The sequence below is a fragment of the Pseudomonas poae genome (assembly GCA_028869255.1).
Taxonomy (GTDB): domain Bacteria; phylum Pseudomonadota; class Gammaproteobacteria; order Pseudomonadales; family Pseudomonadaceae; genus Aquipseudomonas; species Aquipseudomonas poae_C.
Genome location: CP110972.1, coordinates 1829948 through 1844548, shown reverse-complemented (window position 1 = coordinate 1844548; position 14601 = coordinate 1829948). Strand labels below are relative to the sequence as shown.

Annotated in this window: 4 protein-coding genes; all 4 read right to left on the bottom strand. The window is 57.1% G+C overall.

Annotated elements, in window-relative coordinates:
• Positions 1 to 7: 7 nt before the first annotated feature.
• From LRS56_08575 to LRS56_08560, 4 genes are read right to left on the bottom strand one after another with little or no spacing between them, the layout of a single operon-like run.
• Positions 8 to 5440: a hemagglutinin repeat-containing protein gene (locus LRS56_08575; GenBank protein WDU64504.1), complete on the bottom strand. Its 5433-nt coding sequence runs from the start codon at positions 5438 to 5440 to the stop codon at positions 8 to 10.
• Positions 5441 to 5478: 38 nt separating this feature from the next.
• A complete protein-coding gene (locus LRS56_08570) occupies positions 5479 to 6186 on the bottom strand; it encodes a hypothetical protein (protein WDU64503.1) in 708 nt (235 codons plus the stop codon).
• The gene (locus LRS56_08565; protein WDU64502.1) at positions 6183 to 12530 is read right to left on the bottom strand and encodes a hypothetical protein; all 6348 of its coding nucleotides are present in this window, start codon (positions 12528 to 12530) and stop codon (positions 6183 to 6185) included. The genes LRS56_08570 and LRS56_08565 overlap by 4 nt, the downstream gene beginning before the upstream one ends.
• On the bottom strand, positions 12485 to 14599 hold the full coding sequence (locus LRS56_08560; GenBank protein WDU64501.1) for a filamentous hemagglutinin N-terminal domain-containing protein: 2115 nt from the start codon (positions 14597 to 14599) through the stop codon (positions 12485 to 12487). Before LRS56_08560 ends, LRS56_08565 begins: the two co-directional genes overlap by 46 nt.
• Positions 14600 to 14601 lie beyond the last annotated feature (2 nt).

Below are 14601 nucleotides of genomic sequence, written 5' to 3'. Positions count from 1 at the left end.
TTCCTCCTTAATAATCAGGATGCACGCCAGGTATCGCGCCCTTAACGTTCTGATTCCTCTCCACATCTCGTACATGGTGGTGAGGATTTGGATGTACGTCTGGTTGTCCGTGGTCGGTCATGTGAGTCTGGCCTTTGCTACGTCCGTACTCATCATAATGCGTGGTTCGCTCGTAAAATTCATCTTTTTTACGGCTACTCGGCTTAATATCTACAACCCTTGTAGTCCCCGGAGTGACCTGAATCGGTGCTTCTTTATTCTTCCAGTAACTTTCAGGTAGCAGCGGACCTTTCGAGTCATTGGCAAAGACCTTGCTGCCAGCCTTCATTCCTAAGGACTTGACCTCGCCAAGTACTGCATCAATTAGGAATTCGGTAGCTACAACATACTCATCGCCATTCAGGATGCTGTCAGCATCTGCTTTAGCCTCCTCATGAAACTCCCTCATAGTTTCGACTTTTCGATCAGTCAGCCTGGCTGCCAGTTCGATAGCTGCCGACTCTTTATACTCCTGGTACTTATCACCTGCAACTTCCTTAGCTACAGCATTCGCAACAGCACTCACTACAAATTTCAACGGCCCCATCATAGCTTGCACACTAAGCATCGCAGCTTGGAACTGCTCCATGGGGAGTTTATTAGACATTTTAACAATATCAATAATGCCGTTTAGTGCTGCCTCACCTCCGTTGCGCGGAGAATCATCAACTCTCGTCGCTGGCAGTTCCAGCGCTTGACCCGTTTTTTGCTCACCCGAAGAAGCTGATGGACAACTTCCATCGTTGACGCAACTTTCAAGTTTCTTATCATAAATCGCAGCGTTTTTCGAAAAGTCAGTTAACGCGTTGACAACCTCAGAAGGAAGGGTGTCTAACGTGTTGGGATCAAGGCCTTTTCTAGCTAAATTTTTTGCAATGGTCAGCGCTTGTTCATCCCCAAATGTTTTTCGGGTTTTCGCCGAGACATCATTGATACTGACACGCTGTGCTTGTATTTCGCTTTTAATCTGGTCGAGCGCATTAGCGACTTCAAGGATTTTCTTCTTTTGATTTTCACCGAAGTTAACAGCGTCTTTAACCAAATCCTTGGCAGCTTTCTCAGGGTCCATCACAGCATCAATTGAGGAACTACTTGCATACAGGTCGGTGCGCTTTTCTTCATCCTTTGTAATCTCGTAGGCTTTGCTCACGTCCCGGTTCAAACCAGACGTAGAGTCAGCCCCCGTTTCACCATCCTTGCGTACGACAATCTCACCTGCGCCCACCGTGGCACGGACAATCTGCTCACGCTCTTTCTCGTAGTTCCAGCCTTCGACGCTCCAGCCTGTCTTGCCTTCCTTGCCTTTACCCACCTGGCTTGGGTCTTGCGCCGTGCTGCCTTTGCTTTCATTGCCACCGGCTTTGTAGGAGCCGCCCACGTTCAGGTAATACCCGTGCTCTTTGTCCTGCCCTGCAATGTCGCTAAACCCCAGAGTATGGGTGTCCAGTTTAAGATTGCCGTTATCAGCGGCGATGACAGCACCGTCGATCTGAGTGTGTTTTTCGGTTCGGATATCGACTTTGTTTTTACCGGTGATGCTGGTTTGCTCTTCAACCCAGTCAGTCTTGCCCGTGGTTTGGCCGTAGCCAACCGAACCACTGACACCTGGTGCCGGGCCGAAGGTAGCCGTAACGCTGATGTCGAACTCTTTGCCCTTGACCTTACCGGTGTCGGCGACCGACGAAACGTTGAGGTCGCCGCCGACACGGCCCACCACTTCATCACCCCGCAGACTAGCGCCGCCGATGTTAGTGTCCCTTCCACTGTTGAAGCCCAACCGGTCTCCGGCGTAGAGGTATGCCTCTTGTTGACGTTGACCGTCTCTCTCCAAATTCCCCTTGCCCATACTCACACTGACGTAGACGCCCATGCCTTCGGAGCCAAAGGTGAGTCCAGCCTCTCCACCACCGCTGTGGCGGTTGTTTTCGCTGTTGCTGTCGTTATGCGCCGAACGAATATTCAAATCGTTACCGGCATTCAAATCGATGTCTCGCTGCGCCTTGGCCTGTGTGCCAACCAGGTTCAGGTCATTGCTCGCCTTAACGTTGATATCGCGACCAGCATCGAGTTGAGTTGCCGTAGAAGAACCTTGAACACTCTCGCCGGTGGCGGTGCCATAGCTGCCGCCCACACCAAGTTTGATTCCGCCACTGGTGCCGCCATGTATCCCTCCCCAGCTCTGCGTGTTGTGGGTTTCTTGACTGACACTGCCCTTGGCGACATCAAGGGTCACATCGCGACCTTTGATGTTGATGTCACGACCGGCATCCAATTGGCTGCCCTTCACGACGACATCGTTACCCGCGTTAAGGTTGATATCGTTACCCGCATTGAGTGTCGAAGACCTGTTTGTCTCCTCGATAGTTTGCTGGCTGTTGCTCTGCTTACTGTTGCCAAATTTCGCGTCTAAGGTCGGGCCGCTGACAAACTGGCTGACCGAATCCACTGCCTTAAGTGTGCTGGACCCCTTGCTGACATTATCTTCGCCCTTGCCAGCTCCACTTACCGCGTCCTTGGTATTGGCATAGTTGTGGTTGATCGAAGCGCCCAGGCCATTGCTCTCTTTCTGCCGCAATTGCTCTTTGAGCAGGCTTTCACGAGCAGCGTCAATGTTGATGTTTCTGCCTGCCGTCAGATCAATATCATTGGAGGCGTTGAGATCGGAGCCTTGTTGGTTGATATCGCGCTTGGCGTTGATTGCTACGTCCTGGCCTGCACTGATCTGGCTGCCCGCAGCGGTTTCTCGTTCCAGTCGGTCTTTTTTCGCTGTGCCCTCGGTGCCCGCGAACACACTGAAGCCGTTGCCATTGCTGGAAATACTTGAACCGGTCTGCTTCTTCTTCTCCCAACTGCTCTCACTGCTGGTGTTTTGGGCTGCGACCACATTGACGTCGCGTCCTGCATCCAGGCTGACATTACGCCCGGCACTGATGCCGCTGCCCACAAGGTTGATGTCGCGCTCAGCCTGCAATGCGGCATCACGGTCAGCGTTGACCTGGCTACCCACGCTGGTACTGCTCTGCGCTTCACGCCCGGCCTTTTTTGCCGAGGAGATCGCCACCGAAGTTGGCCGCTCCGTGTAACCAAATTTCTTTTTGTACGCCTCACTACGGCTATAGGCCGTATCGTTTGCAGAAATCAGGTTGATGTCACCGTTGCTGTTCACGAGGCCCGCACGTAATTCAGCATCGTTATCAGCACTGATCTCGCTGGCTCGCAAGCGAACGTCATTACCGGCAGCCAGTACCACGTCATTTCCAGCTTCCAGTTCACTACCGACCTGACTGGCCGTGGTTTTCAGCTGGCTCTTGCCACTTTTGGAAAGCCCCAGGAACCCGGACTTGGTCTTCTTGCTGTAGGAGCCGTGCTCTTCAACACCCGACAACACCGCGATGTCGCCCGTAGCGCCGAGCAGCATGTCGCCACCCGCCTTCAACTGGCTGCCGATCACGGTGACGTCACGCCCGCCTTCGATGTTCATGCCACCGTCAGCTTTCTTGCTGGCGTTGACGGTCAGGTCTTTACCCGCCTCTACGACGGACGCCACGTTGGTGCTGTCGTAGCTTTCACGCTGCGCGCTTTTGCTGCGACCGAACGAGCCCTTGCTCTTCTTCGAATAGAATGAAGCGTCCTCGTCCAGTGCCGACAGAATGCTCAGGTCACGCTGCGCCTCCAGGGCCACGTTGCCGCCGCTGACTACTCGACTTGCGGTCAGTTCAAGGTCCTTGCCGGCACTGAGTGACACATCACCGCCCGCTGTCAGCACGCTGGAAACCTGGCTGATGTGGTCTTCCGAGCGGGTGACCTTTTTGGACTTGCTGGACGAATGCTGCTCATCGGCTGCCGACGAGATACTCAGGTCTTCGTTGGCGGCAATATCCAGGTCACGCTTGGCGTCGATTCGACTGGCAATGGCACTGAAGTCGCGGCCTGCCGTGACCTTCACATCACGCCCCGCCTCCACAGTGGCGCCGGTTTGCGTGACGGTTTGCGTGCGGTACCGGCTGCCCATATCGACTGAATTGCGTTGCTCTACCGCGTCAATGTGCACATCACGCCCGGCGGTGATTGTGGTGTCGCGTCCGCTGGTCAGCACACCGCCAGTATTGGAGACGTCACGGCCGGCGTTAACGCTCAGGTCATTGGCGGCTTCAATCCGGGCGGCACTATCAAGGTAATCGCGGCGTATGGAAGTCCCGGAGCTGTAACCGGTGGTGGTCACGTTGCGCTCGTTGATCACATCGCCGCCAACGGCGGTGAGCGTTACATCGCGGCCGGCAATAATCCCGCCGGTCTTATTGACAATGTTGTTACCCGCCAGCAGGTCCAGACGGTTGCCGGCCTCGATCAACCCGCTGTTGGTCAGGTCGTTACCAGCCTTGGCCGACAGGTTATCAGTGGCGCGCAGGGTTCCTGCGTTCTCCAGGTTCTCACCCGCCATAAGGCTGATGTCCTGACCAGCGATCAGGGCACCATTGGGGGCCAGGCGATTATCGGCTTGGGCCAGGTACAGCACCGGTACCAACACTTTCTCGCCGTTGATCACATTCTCTTCAAGCCAGACGATATCGTGGGTTAGTGCGGCCACTTGCTGACCGGTCAGCGATACGCCCACCGACAGGTCGAGGGCCTGCTTGCTGCGGATGGCGTTATCCATCAGGTGGCGGAACACCGCCTCGTCCGAGGTCTGCCCATCGATAAAACGCTGCCCGGTACGCTCGACAATCGCTTGCTGGATCAGGCGTTGTTCATACAGACCATCACCCAAACGCTTGGCGCTTTCATCCGGGTTGTAGCCCAGACCGGCGAGGAGATAATCCGAGCTCATGAACTGTTTGAGGTCAGTGAGTACCGGGTTGGTCTCGATCAGGTATTTGTGCGGCTGAGAGACGGCTAAGCGGTCAGGCAAGCCTTGCACACGGCTGAGGGGTTGACCGCTTCCAGCTATCGCGGTGGCAAGCGGGGTAATTCCCGGCACATTCAGAGAAGGCGAGCTTCCTGGGGCGATCACACGGGTACGTGGATCGCGGTCTGAGGGGTTCAGGCTGATGACGGCAGAAGCTTCCCCGGCGCTAGCGGAGTTGATGCCCTCCACTCGCGTGATATCGGTTCGGCCGGGCAGCACGGTCCCCGTCCCCACGTTCCCCACGCCGGACGCATCGACGGTACGGGCATTGGCGTTGATGTCAGCCGCCTCACGCGCCACGACGGATACAGGGCGAGAGTCCGCAGCTACCTGGGTGGCGCCGTCCAACTGGATTGTCCGACCTTGATTTTGAGGCAACGCTTGCTGGCGTTGAGCCAAATTGACGCTCGCCCCGCTCAGGGTCCAGCCCTGGGTGGCGTCAGTATGTTGAGCAACCTGAATGTCGCTTACACCATTGCCACTTAAACGGAACAAACCGTTCTGGCCCGAGGGTAAGGAGAAGTTGGGTAGCGTTACCGGATTGACTTGCCGCTGGGCCAACTCCGGGGGAGTTGAGCGTTGACGGATATATCTTTAGTGATGACTGTGGGTTTTGCCACGCCGTTTTGCTGGCCTTGATTCAAAAAGGGCGCCAGGTTTTTAATATCACTATTCTGAATAGACTTTGTGGCATTGATCGTGACCGTTTGACTCGCCTGAATTATAGCGGCCGCAGAAGCGCTAGACTGATAGCTCTTCACATCACTCATTAAGTTAAGCGCCAAAATGCTCGCAGGTACGGCAACCTCTGGCCCCTGACCAAAATAGGGATTCAGATAGTTGGTTTTTGCACCATTCCCCCACATCCATATCTCATTGCATGGATCGCCATCGCCCCCTCCACAGGACAAACCGCCATAATACTCCATCGTATATTTAGAGTTGCGCTTGGCGTAGATATCGAGAGGGCCATTACCGTTAATACCCGCGAAAATCGGGGCTGAAAATTTCCGACCGGGTGTCGACTTATAGACTCTTGAGCGGGTAAATTCACCGCTGCTAACAGACGTATTCTCAAAATCATCCGCTTTCAGATCTATATTTCCACCCGCTACGATAGAAGACGAAAAGTTATTAAAGCGTCCCGTATCGGCATTAAAATTACCGCCTACAGACACCGTCGCTGCTGCACCAGAAAAAGTAGCCTCAGAAAAATATTTTTCTTCAACATAATAATTCATGTAATAGCATTTATTGCCATCACAATTGAAAGTGATCTCTCCTGACAGAAGACGTTCTTTGCCGGCAACCCCCTGCCTCTTATTTTCAAAAACAGTAGAAGCAAGGGTAAAATCTGCGTCCGACTGTAGGGAGGATGAGAAGTTAACAACACTATTAGCCTTACCCCCTGTTGCCCACCAATACTCAAGTTGCCCAGACTGTAAATAGCCGCATTATTATTGTTCAGCAGGTCTCCGACTTTAATATCCGTGTTCGAACCGCTAAAAATCAGTCCACCCTCATTCAACAAGGTCGGCGTCTGCAACAAGAGTGCCTGCGTACTGCCCAGCGTTGTATAGTTATTTATCGCGCCAGCATTGACACTCAACTTCGCCGCCGAAGTGACTCGACCATAGTTGTTGAATGCACCTGCAACGTTGAGCGTTGTATCCCCGCCGCCCGCAATGCTCGCAGCGCTGCTCACGTTCAACTGCGCCGCACTCAAGCCCAATGTCCCGACACTGCTGTAGCGGCCGCTACCACCGTAAGTACCGCTGAGGGTCAGGTTGGACGTGCCATCACTGGCGATCAGCCCATCATTGTTCCAGTTGCCACCCGTACCGATCAGGCTGTCGGACGCCAGCAACTGCCCACCGGCGGTTTGATTCAAGGTGTTGACGTTGATCGTCAAGCGCCCGGCCTGGATCACGCTGCTGTTGGTCCAATTGTCTGCAGTGAGGGTCAGACCGCCTCTGGTAACCACGTCACCACCGGCCTGGGTGAGGTTGGCAGTGGAGATATCAAAGGTGCCAAAACCTGCGTGCAACAGGCTGCCACCCTGGTTCTGAAAGCCACCCACATTCAGCGTCAGATCGGCGTTGGAGGTTTCCAAACGTCCATTGCGGTTATCAAACACGGAGCCAATCTGGAAGTTGGTTTTTCCACCGCTACCCAGCGCCCGAATTTGCCCACTTTGGTTATCAACGCTATCGGCCGCCACACTCAGGCTGCCATCGCTCTCAATCACCCCGCCACGGTTGGTGAGTAGTCCATTTGCCGCCAGCTCAACCGTGCCACCGGCGATTTGCCCGGCACTGTTATCCACTTGCTGAGCGCCCACCCGCACCAAGCCCTTGGCGTACACTCCACCGTTGGTATTGGCAAAATAGTTGGCGTTGACCACAGCATCGCCCGCTTGCGCGGCGATGCGTCCACCCTGGTTGTTGATGCTGTTGGCGAGCAGGTTCAGGCGCTGTGCCTGGATGATGCCGCCTTGGTTATTCAGGCCTGCGGCCAACTGGGCATCCAACAGGCCCTTGAGGCTGGCCAATGTACCGCCTTGGTTATCGACATCACCGCGGATGTTCAGGCCCAGGCCGGTTTGGCCTTGCACGACACCCTTGGCGTTGTTCAGGCCCGCGGCGTTCAGTTGCACATCCGCGTCCTGACTGTAGATCAGCCCATTGGTGTGGTTCTGTACGACGTCCGATGCCGTGATTGCTACCCGTTCCTTGCCAACAATGGTGCCGCGCTCACTGTTGTTCAAACCTGCGGTAAACAGGGTCAACAGGCCCTGGCTGGCAATCTGGCCATCGGCGTCGTTGTAGACCTGGCTGGCACGTTGCACAAGCAACGGCCCAGCGCTCACCAGCTTGCCACCGCTGTTGTTGAGGTTACCGAGCAAGTCGAGGGTCAACTGTCCGTTGCTCGCCAGGGTCCCGCCGTTGTTGGTCAGGTCGGTGCCAATGAAGGTGAAGGCGTGTTGCGCGTTGATGGTGGCTTGGTTGGCCAAGGTGGCCGCCTGCACATCCAGCGTGGTGCCGCTTTCGATCAAGCTGCCGTCGCCATTCACCAATGCGCCAGTCACCGACAGGCGTTGCTCGGCGCCACTGGAAAGCACGGCGTTACCACGGTTATCCAAGCTGGCAGCGCTGACGTCCAGCCGCCCTTGACTGGCCAACGCACCTTCATTGTTGTTTTGCAGGGCACCGCTGAGGCGCACATCGATCGCGCCGTTACGGCTCGACAATGTGCCGTGGTTGCGATTATCGAGGCTGCCACCGCTGACGTTCAGACCTTGCCAACCGGACATCAAGCCATTCGCGCTGTTATTCAGGCTATCCGCGTTGAGGGTCAGGACCTGACTGCTGATCAGCTTGCCGGCACTGTTATCCAGCGCGCGCGCCACGAGAGTAAAGCTTTGCTGGCTGGAGATTTCACCGCCTTGGTTACTGAGGTCGCGCAGGTTTTTCAGGGTCAACGGGCCGTTGGCGAGTATCAGGCCGTTACGGTTGTCCAGGTCACTGTTATTGAAGTCGACAGTGACGCCCTGCTCACCGACGATCTTCCCACCCGCTAGCGCCAAGGCGTTGAGGTCGATAGCCATCGCACCTTTGGCAGAGACTTCACCGCCGTTACCTGAATTGAGGCTGTCGGCCTTAAGGTTCAGGGTGCTCCGGCTATTGATCAGGCCGTTGGCGGTATTGTTCAGGGCCATGGCGTTGAGGGTTACGGCTGCCCCCAGCAGAGTACCGTTCTGATTGTTCAGGTCAGCGCTCTGCACAGTGACCGCTTGAGCCGCGCTGATCAGGCCCTGGTCGCTGTTGTTCAACAGGCCGTCGCTGGTCAGTTGCAGGTCGCCGCGACTGGTCAGGCTGCCGCCACGGTTGTCCATGGCAGTGGCTTGCGCATCGAGACTCGCCCCGCCGATCAGCCCCTTTATGTTGGTAAGAGCCTGGTCAATGCGTAAGGTCAGGCCCTGATTGCTCAGCAGCTTGCCGTTGCTGTTATCGAGGTTTTGGGCGGTCAGGCTAAAGGCTTGGCCGCTGGAGATTTCGCCACCGTTGTTGGTGACGTGGGTGAGGTTATTGAGGAGCAATGGGCCGACGGCATTAATCAGACCGCCTTGGTTGTTCAGTTGACCACTGTTCATATCCAAGGTCAGGCCGGCATTGCTGAACAGTTTGCCGCCTTGCTGGTCCAGCCCGGTGACGCTGACGGTCATGGCGTGGGTGCTGCCGATGCTGCCACCGTTGTTCAACTGCGCGGCGTACAGAGAAAACGTATCGCCGCTGTTGAGACGACCGCCTTGGTTGTTTACCTCGCCGGAAGTCACCGAGACAGGCCCTTTACCACTGATGTTGCCCTGTTCGTTACCCAGGTTGGCACTGCGCAGGATCAGGTTGCCATCAGTCAACAGCTCGCCGCTTTTGTTATTCAGCAGGCTGGTGACAGAAACGTTCAAGCCTTGGGCGCTGGATAGACTGCCCTGGGTGTTATTGAGACTGCGCGCTTTGACCTCCAGCGTGCCTTCACTGCTCAGCAGACCTTCGCTGTTATCCAAATCGCCCGCCAGCGCCACCATCAGCGGCTGCTGGCTGAACAGCTTGCCGCCGACGTTATCCAGCGAAGTGCCGATCAGCGTGAGGCGCTGGCCGTTCAATTGGCCCAGGGTGCGGTTGATCACCTGATCTACCGCGAGGGTCAGCCCCTGACCCGCAAACACTAAACCCTTGTCGCTGTTGTCCAGTTGCATTGCGGTGACGGTGACATCGGCATTGCCGGTCACTTCACCGGCACGGTTATCGAGGTGGCCAACGTCGAGTTTCAGCGCTTTTGCGGCGCCTACCAGGCCCTCACGGTTATCGAGTTTCGCACCGCTGATGTGCAGGCCTTCGGTGCTGATCAGTTGGCCTTTCTGGTTATTGAGAACGTCGGTGTTGACATCGACCTGCGCCTTACCGGCGATTTCTCCGTTACGGTTATCCAGCGTGGCGCTGCCCAGCAACAGGTTGCCGTCGGCAATTACCCTACCGTGCTGGTTATCCATGAGTGACGCACTGATTGCTACGTCACTTCGGCCGCTGATCAGACCTTTGATGTTGGCCAGCACTTGGTCAACGCGCAAGGTCAGCGCTTGGTTGCTGATGAGTTTGCCGTTGGTGTTGTCGAGGTTCTGCGTGGCCAGCGTGAAAGCGTTCTGGCTGGAAATTTCACCGTTCTGGTTGTCGATACTGGCAAGGTTGTTGAGCAGCAGAATCGGGGCGTTGATCACACCGGCATTGATCAACATGCCGTCGTGAAGGTCGAGAGTAAGCTGTGCGTTGCTCACCAGTTCGGCGCCGCCAAGCTGAGTGAGACCGCCGAGGTTTGCGTCCAGGGTGCCGACGCTGGCGATACGACCACTGTTGGTGACTTGAGTGGCCGTGAGGTCAAGACGCTCGGCACTGATCACACGACCGCCAAGGCCGTTGGTGAACTGTCCGGTGACGAGGCTCGTTTCTCGCTGGCTTTTAATCAGCCCCTGAGTGTTGTCGAGGCTCCCGCTGGTCAGCTTCAGACCCTGTGCGCTTTCAACGGTGCCACCGTTGTTCAGCACATCAGCAGCCGTGTTGATGCTCAACAAAGCGGCACTGGAAATGCTCCCGCTGCTGTTGTCGATGCGCTGCACAGCCAGGTCCATTGACCCTTCGCTGTTAAGTTTGCCGCGTGTGTTGTCCAAGGCGGCCGATAATTTCAGGACCCATGAGCGCTGCCCACCCAAGGTGCCGTCGGTGTTATCCAGGCGCGTACCGGTCACGCGCAGGTCCTTGGCAAAAACAAGGCCCTTGGCCTGGTTGATGACCTCAGAAACCGCCAGCTCCAGTGTGGTAGCGGCCAACAGCTTGCCGCCGCTGTTGTCGAGGCGCTCACCGTTGAGTTCGAGGTTTTGCTGGCTGGAAATTTCGCCGTCGCGGTTGTCGATGCTGCCGACATTGAGTTTCAGCGCTTTTGTCGTCGCAACCAGGCCGCCGTTCCGGTTATCCAGGGTGTCGGCGTTGAGTGTCAGGCGGCCTTGGGCAACCAGTTCACCCCCCTGCTGGTTCAATACGCCAATGGTGGCGTCCAGTTCATCTTCGCTGGCAATGCGGCCCTTGGTGTTATTTACGGTGTCCACCGTCAGGCGCACTGGCCCGATGGCGCTGACCAGGCCACCTTGGTTGCTTAGGGATTGGCCGGTGATTGCCAGTGCCTGCTTGCTGTTCAGCACACCTTCGCGGTTATCGACCTGGCCGACGTGCAGATTCAGGTTCTGGTTGGCACTCACCATGCCGCCACGGTTATCCAGGTGCCCCGCCTGGAGATCCATCACACCCTTGGCCAGCACATTGCCTTTGGCCTGGTTATCCAGCAGGCCATCAACCTTCACGGAGAGAACACCATCACTGACCATATGACCGGCCTGGCTATTGTCCAGGCTGCCTGAGGTGATGTTCAAACGCTGGCCACTGCCCAGGGTTCCGCCTTGGTTGTTCAGTGCTCCGGTCGTGGTCAGGTCGAGGCTGATATCACCCATGACCTGGCCATTGCCGTTGTCCAGACGGCCTGCCTGGACGTTGAGCGCTGCAGCGGCGATCAGGCCCTTCAGGTTGGTCAGCGCTTGCTCGACCTTGAGGGTCAACACCTGATCGCTAAGCAGCTGACCGTCATTGTTATCCACGCTTTGCGCGGCCAGTGTAAAAGCATGCTCGCTGGAAATTTCACCGTTCTGGTTGACGACGGTATGCAGGTTCTTGAGCAGCAGTTGGCCAGGCGCATTGATCAGGCCGTCGGTGTTATCGAGGTGGCCTTGGTTCATGTCCAGGGTCAGGTCGGTGAGGCTGTAAAGCTCGCCGCCGCCACGTTGATCCAGGCCGTTTATGCTCACGGTGAGCGCCTTGTTACTGGCAATGCGGCCGTCGAAGCGGTTGTCCACTTGTCCGGCTGTCACGTCCAGGCGATCAGCACTGGTGAGCCGCCCGCTGTTCTGGTTGTTCAAAACCCCGGTGGTAACGCGCACGGCGCCGTCGCCGATCAGCTTGCCGCCTTGGTTTTCGAGACTGGCGCTGTCCAAGGTCAGTGCCGTCGCACTCAGTAACTCACCACTGCGGTTGCTGACGACACCGGTTGCGCTCAGTTGTTGCGATGCGCCAGTGCTGATACGACCGCTGTCATTGTTCAGCGTGACGGCGCGCACGTTCAGGTCGCCATCGGCGCGCACGATACCTTGCCGGTTGTCCAAGTGGTCGATGTTCAAGCCCATGCGCTGACCGCTGACAAAGCGGCCGCCACGGTTGATCGCAACGCCTGAATTGTTGACGGTCAGTAACGTATCGCCTTGAAGCAGCCCTTGGCTGTTATCCAGCGTCAGGCTGTTCAAGGTCGTCGTCGCACCTAGAATTTTGCCTTGGCGATTATCCAGCGTCGTGGTCACGAACAGCGTTGCGTCATCACGTATCTTCAGCTCGCCTTCGGCATTGATCAGGCTGTTGGCCCTAAGGTCCAGTCCGGTCGAAGCAATCAGGCCCTTGGTGTTGTCCAGCGACTGGGCGATACGCACCAGCAAACCTTTTCCACTGAGGAGCTTGGCACTGCGGTTGTTGAAGGAGTTGGCAGCCAGAGTAAAAGCCTCGCTGCTGGAGATTTCACCCCCTGGTTGTCGACACTATTGAGGTTGCTCAACAGTAAACGGCCTGGGGCATTGATCACTCCGCCCCGGTTATCCAGATGGCCGCCATTCAGATCGAGGCTGACATCGCCCTGGCCAAAGAGTCGGCCGTCATTGTGCTGGTCAAGACGGGTGACATTGGCGTTGAGTACCTCGCCACTGCTGATGCGCCCACCCTCACTGTTGTCCACCTGGCCGGCTTTCAAATCCAGGCGAGCTTCACCACGCAAGGTGCCATGCTGGTTGTTCAACGGGCCGGTCAACTGCAAACCAAGATTGTGGGCGACGACAGTGCCCTGACGGTTATCGAGGCTGCCCAGGGTCAGACGTGCGTCACCTTTGGCGGCAAACAAGCCGGTTTGGTTTAGTAAGTGACCGGCGATGGCGGCGGTTAACGAACCGTCAGAGGTGAGCTTGCCTTCAGTGTTGTCGAGAATGGCGCTGGTTACGTCAAGGCGGGTACCTGCCGCGAGGCTGCCGCGATGGTTGGTGAGTGTGTCACTCATTACCGACAGGGAAAGATCCCCCTGAATCTGGCCGTCATTGTTGTCCAGGGAACCCAGCGTCAAGGCTGCGTCGGTGGCTAAAAGTTGGCCGTTGCGGTTTAGCAGTTGCTCGGCCTTTATACCGAGGCTACCCGCGCTCAGGATGCGTCCCTGATTCTGGTTATCCACACGCGTAGCGGTCAGCTGAGCATCGCGCTGAGCACTCAGCGTGCCGCCCTGATTCGCTAGCTCGCCAGCGCTGACGGTGAGGTCGCGACTGGCGATCACAGTCTTGGCGCTGTTATCGATAGCCTGCGCTGTCAACCGAATGTTGCCTTGTGTATTACGGCTGTTATCGGCGTTGACGCCCGCTTCGATAATCCCGTTGTTGGTCAGCCTGCCACCGGCCTCCAGGGTGATGCTGTCCTTGGCAGCGAGGTTTTGTTGGTTAGTCAATGCGCCTCGGGTTTTGATCGACAAATCGGTACCGGCGTAGACCGCACCTTTGGCCTCCACACTGGCCGCCTTGACAGTCACTGCACTGCCGGCGGACACCTGGCCCATGACCACGTTACCGCCGGCATCAATCTGGATATCACCGCCTGCCACCATGTCGCCGGACAGCCGTACGCCAACCCCGGCTTCGGTGCCCACCAGCTTGACCGCGCCCACGTACATGCCGCCCAGCGCCGACGAGTCAATCGCCAGGTCAGGCGCCGTGCTGCCGTCCGCCGCCCGTGCGGTGGCGGTCAAGGTGCGTGCATCCACATCGTTGCGACCGGCGACGATGGTGAGTTTTTTCGCCTGGATCTGCGCGTTGATGGTGGTGGCGCGGGTGATGATTTCGAATTGATCGATGTTGCTCGCGTTCAGGCCGGCGCCTTCGATGGCGACGCTGCCTCCGTCGACCTGGTAACGGTTGACCTGGCCGTTTTCGATCACCGCTTTACCGGTGGTCAGCGTGGCCTGCGGGGTATTGATAAACCCACAGCCGTTGCAGGTGATGCCGTACGGGTTGGCCACGATCACATGCGCCGACTGCCCCGCCACTTCGGTGTAGCCACGCAGCTGGCTGGGGCTGCCGCCGTTGACCTCGTTGAGGATCACACTCGCGGCGGTGCCTTTGAGGTTCTGGTTGCCGAGGATGATTCCGCCCAGCTGGGTGGATTGGGTGCGGCTGGTGGCGTTGTTGAGGATGACCCCATTCGCGCCGACGTTGTAATCCTGGAACTGGTTATGCGACAGCCCGCTGCCGTTGGGCGCAGCGATATTGACGATGGGCACGCCGTTCGCCGCCTGGCCCAGGCTGGTGCTCGGCGCACTGACTACAATCCCGTCCGCCTGCGCCAGCAATGGCTGCCAGAACATCGCGTTGGCCAATACCAACGCCAACCCGCGCTTGGGCAACCCCAGAAAGGTCGAGCGGTTTTTCAGGGTTGCAGAAGGCTGGCGCGCAAGGAAGGCGAACTGGCTAACGTCCATGT